Source organism: Paenibacillus sp. CH40 (assembly GCF_024213605.1).
In the GTDB taxonomy this organism is placed as follows: domain Bacteria; phylum Bacillota; class Bacilli; order Paenibacillales; family Paenibacillaceae; genus Paenibacillus; species Paenibacillus polymyxa_B.
Map to the genome: position 1 here is coordinate 93,802 of NZ_JANAVQ010000001.1, position 14,898 is coordinate 108,699.

The window sequence follows — 14,898 nt, forward strand, 5'->3', positions numbered from 1 at the left end:
TCAATAATCCTCTTGAAGACAAAGCATCCACATCAACACTAACGTGTTCTGTAGAGATGTGCTTCAAGAGGATTTTTATATACGTGATTTACATCACATAACAACCTGCTTAAATTGTTTATATTGATAATGATTATCATTATCTATAAAATGAAATCATTACTATTATAACTATTAGGGAGGATTATAGTGAAACCGATCTATATTACCTTAGGGTTTTTATTTTTGGCGCTTGGAGTTATTGGTGTAGTGCTACCGTTGCTACCGACTACACCGTTTCTGCTGCTAGCGACCTTTTTCTTTATGCGGGGGTCCGAAAGGATTCACCAGTGGTTTTCGAATACCTCTCTGTACCAAAAGCATCTAGAGAGTTTTGTCCAAACAAGGTCGTTGAAGCTGTCTACGAAAATCACGACATTGGGCTTAGCGTCAGCGATGCTGATTATAGGCTTTATTTTCACACCTAATATGTGGGGGAAAGCGTTCATCGTCTTGGTCATCCTTTTTAAATATTATTACTTTATATTCCGCATCGGAACAATAAGAAATGCTGCAGCAAAAATAACGCCTCCATCTTCATCTGAACCTATACCTACACCTACTCCAAAAAAAAGGTCTAAAATGGTCGACAGCCGTCTGCTCGGTCTAGTGGAACATTCTCGGAAATATATCGTATTGGGTGTGCTTGTGCAGTGGATCGGTCTTTTGGGGAGTATAGCCGCTGTGTTGTCTATGGCCTTTGTTATGCAGCAGGCATGGGAAGGACAAGTGACTCGCAAGCTGATTCTATCTATGACGGTCATTGTTATTGCTGCTATTGCAGTTCGCTGCCTGAGCAATTATGCAGCCAGTATGTTATCTTATCGTGCTTCGGTAAATGCTAAAAAAACGCTGCGCTCGCAAATTTACGGCAAGTTGCTGAAGATGGGACCCGCATATACAGATCATATCTCCACCTCGGGGGTTATTCAGGTTGCTGTAGAAGGGGTAGAGCAGCTTGAAACCTATTTCGGCAGATATATGCCTCAGCTATTTTACAGTCTGCTTGCCCCCGTAACGTTATTCATCACCCTCTCTTTTGTCAGCTTCAAAGCAGCCATTATACTATTGATCTGCGTTCCCTTAATTCCAGTGTCGATCATTGTCATTATGAGGATGGCTAAAAAGCTGTTTCGGAAATATTGGGGCAGTTACGTCAATCTGGGCCACAGCTTTTTAGAGAATGTACAAGGTCTGACTACGCTCAAAATGTACGGAACAGACCAGGATAAACATCAGGAAATGAACACAGCAGCTGAGGACTTTCGCAAAATGACGATGAAAGTGCTGACTATGCAGCTTAACTCCGTGGCCATTATGGATCTTATCGCATTTGGTGGTGCTGCTGCGGGTGTACTGGTCGCGATAAGTGAATATTCTTCAGGCCATATTGGCTTGGCAGGAGCGATCATCATTGTTTTGCTGTCAGCAGAGTTTTTCATTCCGCTGCGTTTGCTGGGTTCTTACTTCCATATCGCCATGAACGGAATGGCAGCGAGTTACAAAATATTCCAAATGTTGAGTACAGAGGATCTTATACAAGGACAAGAAAGCATAGAAAACACAGATATTCGACTGAAACAGGTGAGTTTCGCCTACGACGAAAGAGATAATTTACGAAATATTTCCATGGATATTCCCCAAGGCAGCTTGGTTTCAATTGTTGGGGAATCAGGCTCTGGTAAAAGTACGATAGCCGGATTAATCGTTGGGCATCACGAGGGGTATCGAGGAAGTCTGACGATTGGAGGAACCGAGCTTACTGATATTTCGGAAGAAAGCCGCATGCGTCACATGACCTGGATCGGTTTTAACAGCTATATTTTTAAAGGCACAGTGGAAGCGAATTTAAAAATGGGCAATGAGCACGCGGATGAGCAACAAATGCTGGAAGCTTTGCGACAAGTGAAGCTGTATGATTTTATTCTTTCAGAAGGAGGACTGGAAGCAGAACTGGAGGAGCAGGGGGCAAATCTGTCAGGAGGACAGCGCCAACGGCTAGCACTGGCCAGAGCATTGCTGCATGGTAGTCGTGTGTACATTTTTGACGAAGCCACCTCTAACATTGACAGTGAGAGTGAGGAAGGCATTATGGAGGTAATACATGCGCTGGCAGGTCAAAAAACAGTGATTCTTATCTCTCATAGACTGGAAAATGTAGTTCAATCCGACTGTATCTATGTGCTGCAAAACGGATTGGTGGCAGAATCCGGAACGCATCATGAACTGTTGAGCCAGCAAGGGCACTATGCGGATATGTATCTCAGTCAACACCAGGTAGAGCAGTTTGTAAAAGGAGGGGCTGTATATGCGTAGACACGGATTACGGATCATGGGCCAATTATTGGTATTGGCGGGACCTCTTTTACCTGTACTGCTCATCACGATTGTGACAGGAGTGCTTGGTTTTATTTGTGCTATTGGCATTATAGTGTATGGAGCCCTTGCTCTGCTTACAGCAACGGGCATCACGACAGGCTACACCATGTCGTTTTTGCTGACGGCGATCGTGGTTTGTGCCGTACTGCGCGGCGTATTCCGTTATGGTGAGCAAATGAGTGGTCATTATCTCGCTTTCAAGCTACTGGCTGTACTGCGTGACAAGGTGCTTCAAGCCCTGCGCAGACTCGCTCCAGCCAAATTGGAAGGCAAGGACAAGGGGAATCTGATATCACTCATTACGAGTGATATTGAGCTGCTGGAAGTATTTTATGCGCATACGATAGCGCCTGTAATGATCGGCATCATCACTTCACTGCTCATGGTATTTTTTATCGGTTCTTATGAGCCTCTATTAGGCTGGCTCGCTGCGCTTGCTTACCTAACTGTCGGTTTATTTATTCCCTTACTCACGTCACGTATGGGCAAACGTCAGGGGATGGAATACCGAAGCAGCTTTGGCAAGCTGAGCAGTTACTTTTTGGACAGCTTACGGGGTATGAAGGAAATTGTGCAATATGGACAAGGAGAACAACGTTTGAATGAGATTAACCGTCGTACGGATCAATTGGATGCCAAGCAGAAGGACTTGAAGCATCATGAAGGCATCACAAGAGCGATCACAGATGCGGCTGTAGTTGGATTCTCATTCTTGATGCTGCTGGCTGGCTTGTACGGTATGTCTAATGGTCAGGTTGACTTTACAGGTATGCTAATTTCTGTCATTGCACTGTTTAGTTCATTTGGTCCGGTCGTCGCACTGAGCAACTTGTCCAACAATTTGCTTCAAACGCTGGCGAGCGGGGAACGAGTGTTGAGTCTATTGGAGGAAACCCCGGAGGTTGAGGAAAATATCGAAGGGATGAGTGTTGCCTTTACTGGGGTACGAGTAGACAAGGTGACTTTTGCATACGATGGTCAAACGGTGCTGAATGATGTAAGTCTCACGATACCGCATAAGCGGATTTTAGGCATTCAGGGTAAAAGCGGCTCTGGCAAGTCTACACTGCTAAAGTTGCTGATTCGATTTAGGGACCCGCAGCAAGGTGAAATTTTGCTATCCGGACACGATTTGAAGGAAATTGGGACCCGACATTTGAGAGGCTTACAGAGCTATGTAGACCAGCATACGTTCCTGTTTGATGATTCAATTGCAGCTAATATCAAAATCGGAAAGCCTGATGCTACACATGAGCAGGTGGTGGAAGCAGCACGTAAGGCATCCGTGCACGATTTTATTATGACCTTGCCTCAAGGGTATGACAGCCGAGTTGGAGAATTGGGGGACAGGCTGTCCGGTGGAGAACGTCAACGCTTGGGACTGGCCAGAGCCTTTGTCCATAATGCGCCTCTCTTACTGCTCGACGAGCCTACCAGCAATTTGGACAGCCTGAACGAGGCAATTATTTTAAAATCGTTAAAGGAACAGCAGCAAGATAAAACGATTGTCCTTGTTTCGCACCGAAGTTCTACCATGCGGATTGCAGACGATATTTTTGAAATGGATAACCGTAGATTGTCCTGACTTTTCTAACTATTGTTATACCTTAAGGGCAAAAGCTGTAGCCTGTTCATAGTTTTGTCATAAAATGGAGTGTGCGTTGAAATGGAAGCGTCATCCTTATTTAAATCATCCAGCTTTTCAAGCTTGTCTTATTTTGATAGCCTATTAGGTGAAGATTTTACAAAATCCTGAGGTATATTGACAAGTCATAAACATCATAAATGATGGATGAACAGAGGCTGTAAGCCGATGTACAGAAATGGGTGGTGAACAGGAATGTCAGATTTCAATCAGCTCAATGAGCTTGAGCACACAACATATCCCATATATGAAGGCTATGATTTGGGTCTTACTTATACGCCTGCGGGCAGCAAGTTTAAGGTATGGGCACCGACTGCGCAGCAGGTCCATATAGCGTTGTATAACGATGCGGGGGTGTACGATCAGGAGGGGAACGTTCAGGAGCACAGCGGTGGTCAGGAATTTCTCATGAGCCGTGGTGATCAAGGTGTATGGTCTATAGAGCTGGAAGGGGACTGGAACAAATATTATTACATGTACAGGCTGGAGTGGGCGGACAACACCATTCATTATGTTGCCGATCCATATGCCACAGGGGTATCAGCCAACGGGCAGCGTACGGCGATCATTGATTTGGCTCAAACCAACCCGGACGGATGGGAATTGGATACGGGGCCTACCCTTAAGCGGCCGACGGATGCCATTCTCTATGAGCTTCATGTACGTGATTTTTCGATGGATACCCATTTTAATACGGGGGAAAAAGACTTATCTGCTGCTCAGGGACGGTTTGAGGCCTTTACGTATACGGGATTGAAGGATACTGAGGGGAACAGCATCGGGCTGGATCATCTGCTGGAGCTGGGCATTACACATGTTCATTTGCTTCCAGTGGCTGATTTTCATACGGTGAATGACTTTGCAGAATTAGAAACTGAATATAACTGGGGCTATGATCCGCAGCATTATAATGTGCCGGAGGGGTCTTATTCTTCCAATCCGGCTGATCCGGAGACACGCATACGAGAGCTGAAACTGCTGGTACAGTCTTTGCATACTGTCGGCATCGGTGTCATTATGGACGTCGTGTACAACCATACTTATTCGGTGGAACAGGGGCCGTTTGAGCCTATTGTACCTGGATATTATTACCGCACGGATGAGCAAGGGCAGCTCACCAATGGATCAGGTGTAGGTAATGAGGTGGCAACCGAACGTCTGATGGTGCGCAAGTATATCAAGGATTCACTACGCTATTGGGCAGAGGAATATCATATAGACGGCTTTCGATTTGATCTGATGGGGCTGATTGATACACCGACCGTAGAACAGCTTACCCAGGAGCTTCGCTCTGAAGTGCGTCCCGATCTGTTGATCTATGGTGAGCCTTGGACGGGAGGAGAATCTCCGCAACCCTTGCTTACGCTAAAAGGAACGCAACGCGACAAAGGCTTTGCCGTTTTTAACGACAACTACCGTTCTGCTATTAAGGGAGATAGCGACGGTACTGGGAGCGGGTTTGCCACGGGGGCAGAACATCAGGAGGAACAGGTGCTCAAAGGTGCTTTTGGGGCTATTTATGATTTCACAGCTCAGCCATCGGAGACCGTCAATTATGTCACTGCCCACGATAATCTCAATCTGTGGGATAAAATTTTGACAGTAAGACATTTGCGGGAGCACTGTCGTTTTCCACAATGGGAGCAGGGGAAGCCACAGGATGGGAGGACACCTGAACAAGCTGTTGCCGAAGCAGACCCGTATTGGGACCTGGATGAAGATAACTTGCTAGAGAACGAAACCGTACGCAAGTCCCTGTTGGCTAACGGTATGGTACTCACATCGCAAGGCATTCCTTTTATTCATGCAGGGGATGAACTGCTGCGCTCCAAATATGGAGACCATAATAGCTACCGAAGCCCAGATGTGGTGAATGCCATCCATTGGGATAACAAGGCGAGGTTTCGCCCAGTGTTTGATTACTACCAAGGTTTAATTGCTTTGCGGCGCAACCACCCGGCATTCCGAATGGACCATCGTGAGCTAGTGGAGCAGCATATGGAAGTGCTGCAAAGCAGTGGGCATGTGGTGGCTTTTGCTTTGAGGCACTATGCTAACGGCGATGCCTGGAATCATATTGTGGTGATTTATAACGGCTCGGATACAGAGCAAACGATATTATTGCCTGCGGAATCGGATCGTTGGCGTGTGGTCGTGGACGCACACGGGGCTGGTAATGAGACCCGGTATGAAGTGGTAGGCCATCGTGTGACTGTATCGCGCTGGTCGATGATGGTGTTATATGATCAGGAAGAACCTGCACGAGTCTCCTTTTTGACTGAACAAGATCAGGTTAATCGTCAGGCGGAGAACGAATTGGAAGACTCGGATGAGGGAACAGATCAAGAAATTGCAGGTACAGCCATGGCGTTGACAGATGTGCAGCTTGGAAACGATAGGGAAGTCGCGCCATTTCGCACGATTGAACTGATATACGAGCGTGCAGATCGGCAATACACTGGCTGGAACGTATGGGTATGGGGAACTGGGCACCGCGACGGACATGTTGAATTTCGTGATTTGGATGACGGTCGTGCAATAGCGCGTATTCAGGTGTCTCCTGATATACAGCGAATTGGCTACATTGTCCGGCTTAATCACTGGGATGCCAAGGATGTTGAGGCAGATCGCTATATTGATATAGACCTGAACCAGTCTGTGATGCAGGTATTGATTCATAGTGGCAGAGAAGAATATTTGCTACTGGTAAATGATAATCGGGCCGGATAGACTTGTATGCTTGGTCGCTATATATACGAAAGTAGCATTTTTCGATTATTTCGAGAAATGCTATTTTTTTATGTAAACGTGTGTCAGTTTCAGAAAAAAGGGGTAAAATAGAATTATGGACTTGTTTAGTTTTGCCAGCTTGCTGGCTTATATCCTGTAGTACGACTGGTAAACAGGCAAGATTCTTGGAGGAAAATCATTTGTAAGGTAACCTGAAGGAGGTTGTATATCATGAGTTCTAATGGAGGAAGTATTCAACTGACCGCCCAGCCGAGAACAGAGAAGAAGGGTTCGGCTATTCGTGAATTGAGGTTAAAAGGACGGATTCCAGCTGTGGTTTACGGCTCTGAGCTTGAAGGAACCCCTGTACATGTCGATGCCAAGGAATTTAATAAAGTAGTCAAAACCGGACGTTCAGAGGTGTTCAACCTCACTGTAGAGGGTGGAGAAACCATTCCGGTTATTATTAAAGATTATCAACAGCGTGACAACCAATGGTTGCATGCCGATTTTTTGAAAATTGCCAAAAACAAACCGCTTCGCGTGCGTGTTTCTATTGATTATCAGGGTACACCTGTAGGTACAAAAACAGGCGGTATTCTGCAAGTTCAGGAAACGGAAGTTGAAGTCGAAGGTCTTCCTGCTGATTTACCATCTACCATTGAGGTGGATGTATCCGCACTGGATGTTGGCGACAAGCTGAGCGCTAGCGACTTGAAGCTCCCTAAAGGAGTAACACTGCACGTCCCTGAAGAAGAACTGCTTGCTTCTATTATCGTTCCGCGTGCAGTTGAAGTAGAAAATGCTGCTGTGGAAGGTGATGCAGCGGCAACTGAGGGCACTGAAGAGGCTTCCGAAAACAAGGAATCCTAATGTTTTCAGTTGGTTTATGAATCTTTTTCAATTGCAGAAGATCATCAAAAAGGTATTCAAAATCGCTCCCTGCTAGGGGGCGATTTTTTGCATTCATTTATTTACACTTACATACTCTTTCTCTTTAAAAAGTTGTCCTGTTGTGATTTGGTGTTTAAAAGGGAATGTGGTGTTTGTACGATTTTCATTCAATACGCGTTCTGATATGACGATATATATAGTATGGTATCTACATTTTTATTTTATAAATACCTAATATATATCTAAGGAGCGCGTACACAATCATGGACAGAACGAATGAATTGTTGTGGCAAAGAAACAAATTGGTGATCATTATTTTTTGGATTATGACCTTGAGCAGCACCATCCCGGCATTATCTAATCCATCGGTGTGGGTGTCTAGTGGTGTAGGATTTGTAGTCGCCGCAGTTTTGACGATTCTGAATATGAAAAAGAAAGGAATCCGCCTTATTCCTTGGATTATTACGTTGTATAGCGTATTAATATGTATATTTGTAAACTTATCTAGCGTGGAGGCAGTGACTACGATCTTTATTTGCTCATTGTTGTTGCTCTACCCATCTTATCGATACTTTTTGATAGCAATGGTCTTAAATCTGTGTAATATTTTTATACAAATTACCATCGGTACGCCAGCAACTCCCACGGCTACCGGTCCTTTGCGTTATGTGCACGAGTTTATTATTGTTTTACTGATTGGTTTGCTATTGTTAGTGGTATCGGTGTTAAATCAAAAGCAGTTTGAGAAAACGGAAGAGCAAAATAAAGATATGGATGCCACAAGGCAACGTATTGAATTTTTGTTTGAACAAGTGAGACAGGCTGTAGCTGGATTGCATAGCTTCACAGAACGATTCAGGAATCAAGTGGATGCTACGGGCAGCGTGACGAATGAAGTCGCCATCGGGTTTCAGGAGGTTGCCAAAGGGGTAGAAATGCAAGCTTCGAATATCACTGAGGTAACGGATAACTTGGCTCAGTCTGACCAGCACGTGCGCGAGGTTGCCGATCATTCCCGAGAATTGAAGCAGCTCTCCGAAGATACGAAAAGTGCCGGGAGCAGAGGGAGCGATCAACTGCTTGCATTAACGTCTCAAATTAAGGATTTGGGTCTGGTTATGAGTCGTACCAAAGAAGAGTTGGACGAGTTTAAAACACAAAGTGATAATATGTCTGCCATGCTCAAAGATATTACTCAAATCTCGAAACAAACTAATTTGCTGTCCTTGAATGCATCCATTGAGGCCGCCAGAGCGGGAGAGCATGGAAAAGGATTTGCCATCGTGGCTGGCGAAGTGCGTAATTTGGCTGAAATGGTAGGGAATACCTCGGTGGCAATGGAAGGTATTTTGACCCAACTGAGAACTCAGATGGATTCTGTCGTAAGCCAATTTGACATGGGACAGCAAAGACTACAGCAGAGTATGGAATCGGCCCATTCGACCGAAATTGTACTGGAGGATATCCTGCAAAATGCCAATAAAGTGCTGCTGCAGGCCGTGGAGGTGGAAGCCAGTACGAATAGTATGCAGCAATTCTCATCTCAGGTCGTTCAAGAGATGGAGGAGTTTTCAAGCGTTACAGAACAAGCGAGTGCAGCGTCAGAGCAAATTTTGGCTGGAGTAGAGGAGCAACGAAATATAACCTCCAATATGGTGACCGGATTTAATGAGCTGGAGACGTTGATTATCCAGTTAAAAGAACTGGTACATGATCAGAAGGAGGACAACATTCCTACCGAAATCAGCAAAAGCAAATAACTGAAATGCTCCATTTTCGGACTAGAGATCCGGGGAATATCGCTATCAAGCGGTACTCTCCGGTTTTTTACTGCGTTTGAAGAAGGGAAATGAAGAGGGGATTTCTAGAAGCTATAATTAGATGGAAGTTGATGGTATAATTTGTGGCAGTTTAAATGCTTTGTAATTAAGGAGGAATAAATTCTTATGGAGCTTAAATATTTGTTGATCAGCGTGTTGAGCCTATTGGGTAGCGGAGTGATTTATACGATGGAGCGCTTTATATCGGTCATTCAATGAGCTGCGAATTCCGTACCTGTTAAATTAAATAGTTCGGGCATCTCTATGTCAGAACCTGATATGCCGAGTTTTGTTGACAATATATTTGTTATTATTTTATTCGTATGTGGCTTGATGATACTTGGGTATGGTGTGTATGAACGACGTACACGATAACACAACCTATGTAGGCATATCCGTTTTTATTTGGGAGGAACGCAGGTGAACGCCTTGTTGGAAATGCTGATGCAGCTATTTGAGCGCGCAGCGTTGTTACTGATTTGTTTGTTTTTTATTACACGTATCCCACGATTTAAGGAAACCTTGCAAAAGAACAGTCATTCCCCGGCAGAGCTAACCTTACTAACGTTGATTTTTTGCATGTTTGCACTGTTCGGTACGTACACCGGGATTGAAGTCGAAGGTTCGCTGGTTAACGTTCGAATCATTGCAATTATGGCGGGCGGTATTTTGTTTGGACCCTGGGTTGGGATCGTTACAGGTATTGTATCAGGTATCCATCGTTATCTAATTGATATCGGGGGAGTGACCTCGATTCCGTGTCTGATTACAAGTATTCTGGCAGGTGTGGTATCAGGATATATCGGTCGCCGGGTTAATCGTTCTAAGAGATGGCTGGTCGGTATCGCCGCAGGTATGGTCTGTGAAGCGTTGACGATGCTGCTCATTCTGGTGATGGCACAACCCCATGGCCTTGGTGTGGACATCGTTTCCAAGATTGGTTTACCGATGATTATCGGAGAAGTCAGTATCGGTTTAATCGTTCTGTTGATCCAGAGTGTGGAGGGGGAAAAGGAGAATATCGCGGCCAGACAGGCCAAGCTGGCACTGGATATTGCCAATAAGACGTTGCCTTATTTTCGCTCCATTAATGCGGAATCCTTGCATACCATTTGTTCGATCATAAAAGAAGATATCAAGGCAGACGCGGTAGCGATTACCGATACCAGAGATGTGCTGGCCTATGTCGGTTTTGGCGAAGAGCGTTATCACATCGGAGATGAGATTATTAGCGATGTGACTAAATCGACGATCCGCAGCGGTAAAATCACGATTCGCAACCATATTGCAGACGATAAAACACCGCAAATCCAGTCTCTGCTCATTATCCCGTTAGAGGAGCGGGGAGAAGTAACTGGAACCTTGAAGATTTATTATCGCAAAGCTTATAAAATCACGTATCCGTTGCAGACGATGGCGATTGGCTTGTCTCAAATCATTTCCACGTTAATGGAAGTGTCGCGTGTGGAGCAAATTAAGGAAGCGGCGAATAAAGCCGAGCTAAAGGCGCTCCAAACGAAAATTAATCCCCATTTTCTGTTTAACGCGCTGAACGCCATTGCCTCTACGACACGCACCAAGCCGGATAAGGCACGAGAGCTGATCATTAATTTATCGGGCTACCTGCGCTATAATTTGGAGCTGAATGATGATTTAATCGAAATTCATAAAGAGCTTCAGCAGGTGTCTGATTACGTGGAAATTGAGAAAGCACGCTTCGGCAACCGGCTTCAGGTAGAATATGTAATGGATGAGGTGTCTGTGCGTATTCCAAGTCTTATTATCCAGCCCCTGGTTGAGAATGCGATTAATCACGGAATCCTCAAGAAAAAGGGGTCAGGTACAGTAACTATTTCTGTAAAGGATCGTGGAGAAAAGGTGCGTATTTCTGTGGCGGATACCGGGGTAGGTATACGGGATGATGTTGTGGATAACCTGTATCATGATCGGGTTCCGGCTAAACAGATCGGCTTGTACAATGTGCACAGACGACTCAAGCTTATGTACGGCGAGGGAGTTATTATTCTAAAGCATGAGCCGGGCACCGAAGTTTATTTTGACATACCAAAGGAGAAGTCATGAAGGCCATAATTGTAGAAGACGAGCTTCCGGCACGTGAAGAGCTGGAGTATCTTATTCAGACTCATAGCAACATTGAGGTGACTGATAGTTTCGAGGATGGGCTAGATGTGTTTCGGTTTCTGCAAGATCAGGAGACGGACGCGATCTTTCTGGACATTAACATTCCTTCATTGGACGGGATGCTACTGGCACAGAACATTAGCAAATTTGCTAAAAAGCCCTATATTATTTTTACGACCGCCTATAAAGAACATGCGGCGCAGGCTTTTGAACTGGAGGCGTTCGACTACATCCTCAAACCATATGATGAAAAACGGATCGCATCTATGCTGCGTAAGCTGGAAAATGCTTATGAGCAGCAGAACGTTCCAATACAGGAGCCTGTCCAGACGGCGCAACCCCGAGCTGCTGAAGCCAGCACCGTTGCTGCGCCAGGTCGTATTAACTTACTGAAAAATGACAAAATCATTGTGACGGATGCAAACGATATTTACTATGCGTGTGCGCAGGAAAAGGTGACCCGAGTCTTTACAAGGCACGAAGAATATACGATGCCGATGAGCATTTCGGAATTTCATGCCCGGCTGCCGCAGCAGGACTTTTTCCGCTGTCACCGATCGTACACGGTGAATCTGTCGCAGATCCGTGAAATTGTACCTTGGTTTAATCATACGTATCTCTTGCGTTTGCGTGGACTAGAAGCTGAAATTCCGGTAAGCCGTAGCAAGGCCAAGGAATTTCGGCAAATTATGCGACTTTAAAGGCATTTCATTCCGCTATATGTGCATTTCATTCCTCAAACGATTTCTGGCTAACATGCAGGGTTATAATAATCCATGTAGAGAGAATCCTTACAGACTTGCTCCTCCACAGGCGCAAAGCGTACTGGATTCCCGGTTATGATGATCACAAATTGACGCTGTAGAGCCGGAATGAAAAGAGGAGATTGAAATGAAAACAAACAGCGGGAATCGTTGGCTTGTCGTACTTGGAACAATAATTGTCCAGATGGGATTAGGAACCATTTACACATGGAGTTTATTTAATCAACCGTTGGTGGACCGCTTTGGCTGGAACCTCAGTTCGGTTGCCATTACATTTTCAATTACCAGTTTTGCACTGGCGTTTGCAACATTATTCGCAGGCAAACTACAGGATAAATGGGGATTACGTCGTCTGATTTTGTGTTCAGGTGTCGTGTTAGGAGCCGGTCTCATGCTCAGTTCGCAGGTAACATCGCTGTCCCTGCTATATATTTTGGCGGGTATTGTCGTAGGTTTTGCGGATGGAACGGCATATATTACATCACTGTCGAATCTGATTAAATGGTTTCCTGAGAAAAAAGGACTTATTTCCGGTATTTCGGTCGGGGCATATGGAACAGGCAGTCTTATATTCAAGTATATTAATGGTTCATTGATTCAGTCCGTTGGCGTATCGCAAGCGTTTTTATATTGGGGAATGATCGTGCTGATCATGATTGTGGGTGGTTCTTTCCTGGTAAGAGAAGCTGTAGTCGTGAACAAGCCTTCGGTACAAAATGGGGTTGTACAGCGAGATTACACCGTCAAAGAAATGCTGCGCACCAAGCAGGCATATCTGTTGTTCGTAATGTTCTTTACCGCTTGTATGAGTGGTCTCTACCTGATTGGGGTAGTCAAAGATATCGGCGTACGGATGGCCGGCCTAGATGTAGCAACAGCTGCTAATGCGGTCGCTATGGTCGCAATTTTCAACACGGCGGGCCGGATCATACTGGGTGCGCTATCGGATAAAGTAGGTCGTCTGAAAGTAGTAGCGGGTGCGTTGCTGACAACGGCGGTCGCAGTCACAGTGCTGAGTCTGGTACCGCTGAATTTTGGTTTATTCTTTGCCTGTGTAGCAGGAATTGCTTTTTGCTTCGGCGGCAACATTACAGTCTTTCCTGCCATTGTAGCTGATTTCTTCGGTCTGAAAAATCAAAGCAAAAACTATGGTGTTGTGTATCAAGGCTTTGGCCTCGGTGCGCTGGCGGGGTCATTTATCGCAGCCTTGCTTGGTGGATTCATCCCGACCTTTACCACGATTGCTGTGCTGTGTGTCGTATCGTTCCTAATTGCCCTCACCATTCGCACTCCAGAACAAGGCAAAGGCAAACTGCGCAGTGAACGGAAGAAAAATACCAACAGTGTGCGCAGCATGAAGCCTGGAACGAAACTGGGTTAAACGATTTAAGAAAAAAGAACCAGATAAATGCCAAAAGACCTGTCATCATTTCTCTAAGGGAGATTATGGCAGGTTATTTGTTTTTCCAATAATCTATTTTACGGTATAATAAAAAGATGTGTAATAAGCCGATATATACAAAAGACATAAGCTAAGAACCTGACAGGAGGACGAGTCATGATCGTGGATACAAGCGGGAATCTGCTTGCCCGCAATACGAAGCTGCGAAATACATATCAAATTCGAAGCGCCTTGTCCCGCAGTGAGCTGGCCATCGTGTATACGGCAAGGCTGTTGGATAACCGAGAAAAGGTCATTGTGAAGGAATTTTTTCCGAATGCCCTGGCTTTGCGAGGGATGGATCGAAAAACGGTCACTTGCGGTGCTTCTATGCAATCCAAATACGTGGAGTTTATGCATTATTTTTTGCGTGAAGGGCAAATGTTGAAGGAGTTAAGTCATCCGGGAATTGTCGGTTATATAGATCACTTTGAGGAAAATGGAACTGCCTATCTGGTCATGGAATACTGTGCAGGCAAGACATTGGATCGAATGATGAAAGAAGAAGCTGTGCCAACATCTGATCCCACTTTTTTGTACCACACGGTGCTACCTTTAATTGATGCCATGGAGTACATTCACGACAAAGGAATTATTCACCGGGATATTAAGCCGGGCAACATTATGATTGGGGAAAATGGCAACATCAAGCTGATTGATTTTGGTTCGGCTGTGCATTTTGAAGGCAAAGAGCATCCGATCTTTACCACGGCGGGCTATTCTCCGCTGGAATTTTACTCTAATCGTTCGCAGCAGGGGCCTGTGTCGGATATCTATAGTTTGGCCGCCACGCTGTATTATTGCCGAAAAGGAACACCTCCGCCAGATGTGCCGGGCCGATTGTTTGCAGATCATTCCGAGCGGATTCAGATTGAAAATGCGGGACTTTCTCTGCTGCCGTATGTCATTCGGCGTGGTCTGGAGGTACAGGCTAACAAGCGTTGCCGTTCACTTCGATGGTTTAAAGCCGCACTACGTGCGGAATATTGGATAAAAAAAGGGAAGCGCCCTACTCTTACGGTTCATTAATCGTAAGAGACGGCG

9 protein-coding genes are annotated in these 14,898 nt (G+C 45.2%); all 9 read left to right on the forward strand.

Going from position 1 to position 14,898, the window contains the following annotated elements; genetic code table 11:
* Window positions 1–189 precede the first annotated feature (189 nt).
* The 9 genes from NLX73_RS25035 to NLX73_RS00440 all read left to right on the forward strand — a co-directional run bounded on the left by NLX73_RS25035 (window position 190) and on the right by NLX73_RS00440 (window position 14,883).
* Window positions 190–2,355 (forward strand): DUF454 family protein, encoded by a 2,166-nt coding sequence (locus NLX73_RS25035; RefSeq protein ID WP_254325059.1) that lies wholly within the window; start codon window positions 190–192, stop codon window positions 2,353–2,355.
* Window positions 2,348–4,003 carry an amino acid ABC transporter ATP-binding/permease protein gene (locus tag NLX73_RS00405; RefSeq protein WP_254325060.1) on the forward strand — a complete coding sequence of 552 codons (1,656 nt, stop codon included), beginning with the start codon at window positions 2,348–2,350 and terminating at the stop codon, window positions 4,001–4,003. The genes NLX73_RS25035 and NLX73_RS00405 overlap by 8 nt, the downstream gene beginning before the upstream one ends.
* A 255-nt stretch (window positions 4,004–4,258) precedes the next feature.
* Complete coding sequence (gene pulA / locus NLX73_RS00410) at window positions 4,259–6,793, forward strand: type I pullulanase (protein ID WP_254325061.1); 2,535 nt, start codon at window positions 4,259–4,261, stop codon at window positions 6,791–6,793.
* A 231-nt stretch (window positions 6,794–7,024) separates the two neighbouring features.
* Window positions 7,025–7,666, forward strand: a complete 642-nt coding sequence (locus NLX73_RS00415) for a 50S ribosomal protein L25 (RefSeq protein WP_061828704.1) — start codon at window positions 7,025–7,027, stop codon at window positions 7,664–7,666.
* 284 nt (window positions 7,667–7,950) lie between these two features.
* On the forward strand, window positions 7,951–9,447 hold the full coding sequence (locus NLX73_RS00420) for a methyl-accepting chemotaxis protein (protein WP_254325062.1): 1,497 nt from the start codon (window positions 7,951–7,953) through the stop codon (window positions 9,445–9,447).
* Window positions 9,448–9,927: 480 nt separating this feature from the next.
* Entirely contained in the window at window positions 9,928–11,589 is a 1,662-nt protein-coding gene (locus tag NLX73_RS00425; protein WP_172828267.1) for a sensor histidine kinase, read from the forward strand.
* Window positions 11,586–12,350, forward strand: a complete 765-nt coding sequence (locus NLX73_RS00430; protein WP_013311480.1) for a LytR/AlgR family response regulator transcription factor — start codon at window positions 11,586–11,588, stop codon at window positions 12,348–12,350. The genes NLX73_RS00425 and NLX73_RS00430 overlap by 4 nt, the downstream gene beginning before the upstream one ends.
* Window positions 12,351–12,540: 190 nt before the next feature.
* Window positions 12,541–13,794, forward strand: a complete 1,254-nt coding sequence (locus NLX73_RS00435; protein WP_254325063.1) for an L-lactate MFS transporter — start codon at window positions 12,541–12,543, stop codon at window positions 13,792–13,794.
* A 177-nt stretch (window positions 13,795–13,971) separates the two neighbouring features.
* On the forward strand, window positions 13,972–14,883 hold the full coding sequence (locus NLX73_RS00440; RefSeq protein WP_254325064.1) for a serine/threonine protein kinase: 912 nt from the start codon (window positions 13,972–13,974) through the stop codon (window positions 14,881–14,883).
* Window positions 14,884–14,898: the final 15 nt, after the last annotated feature.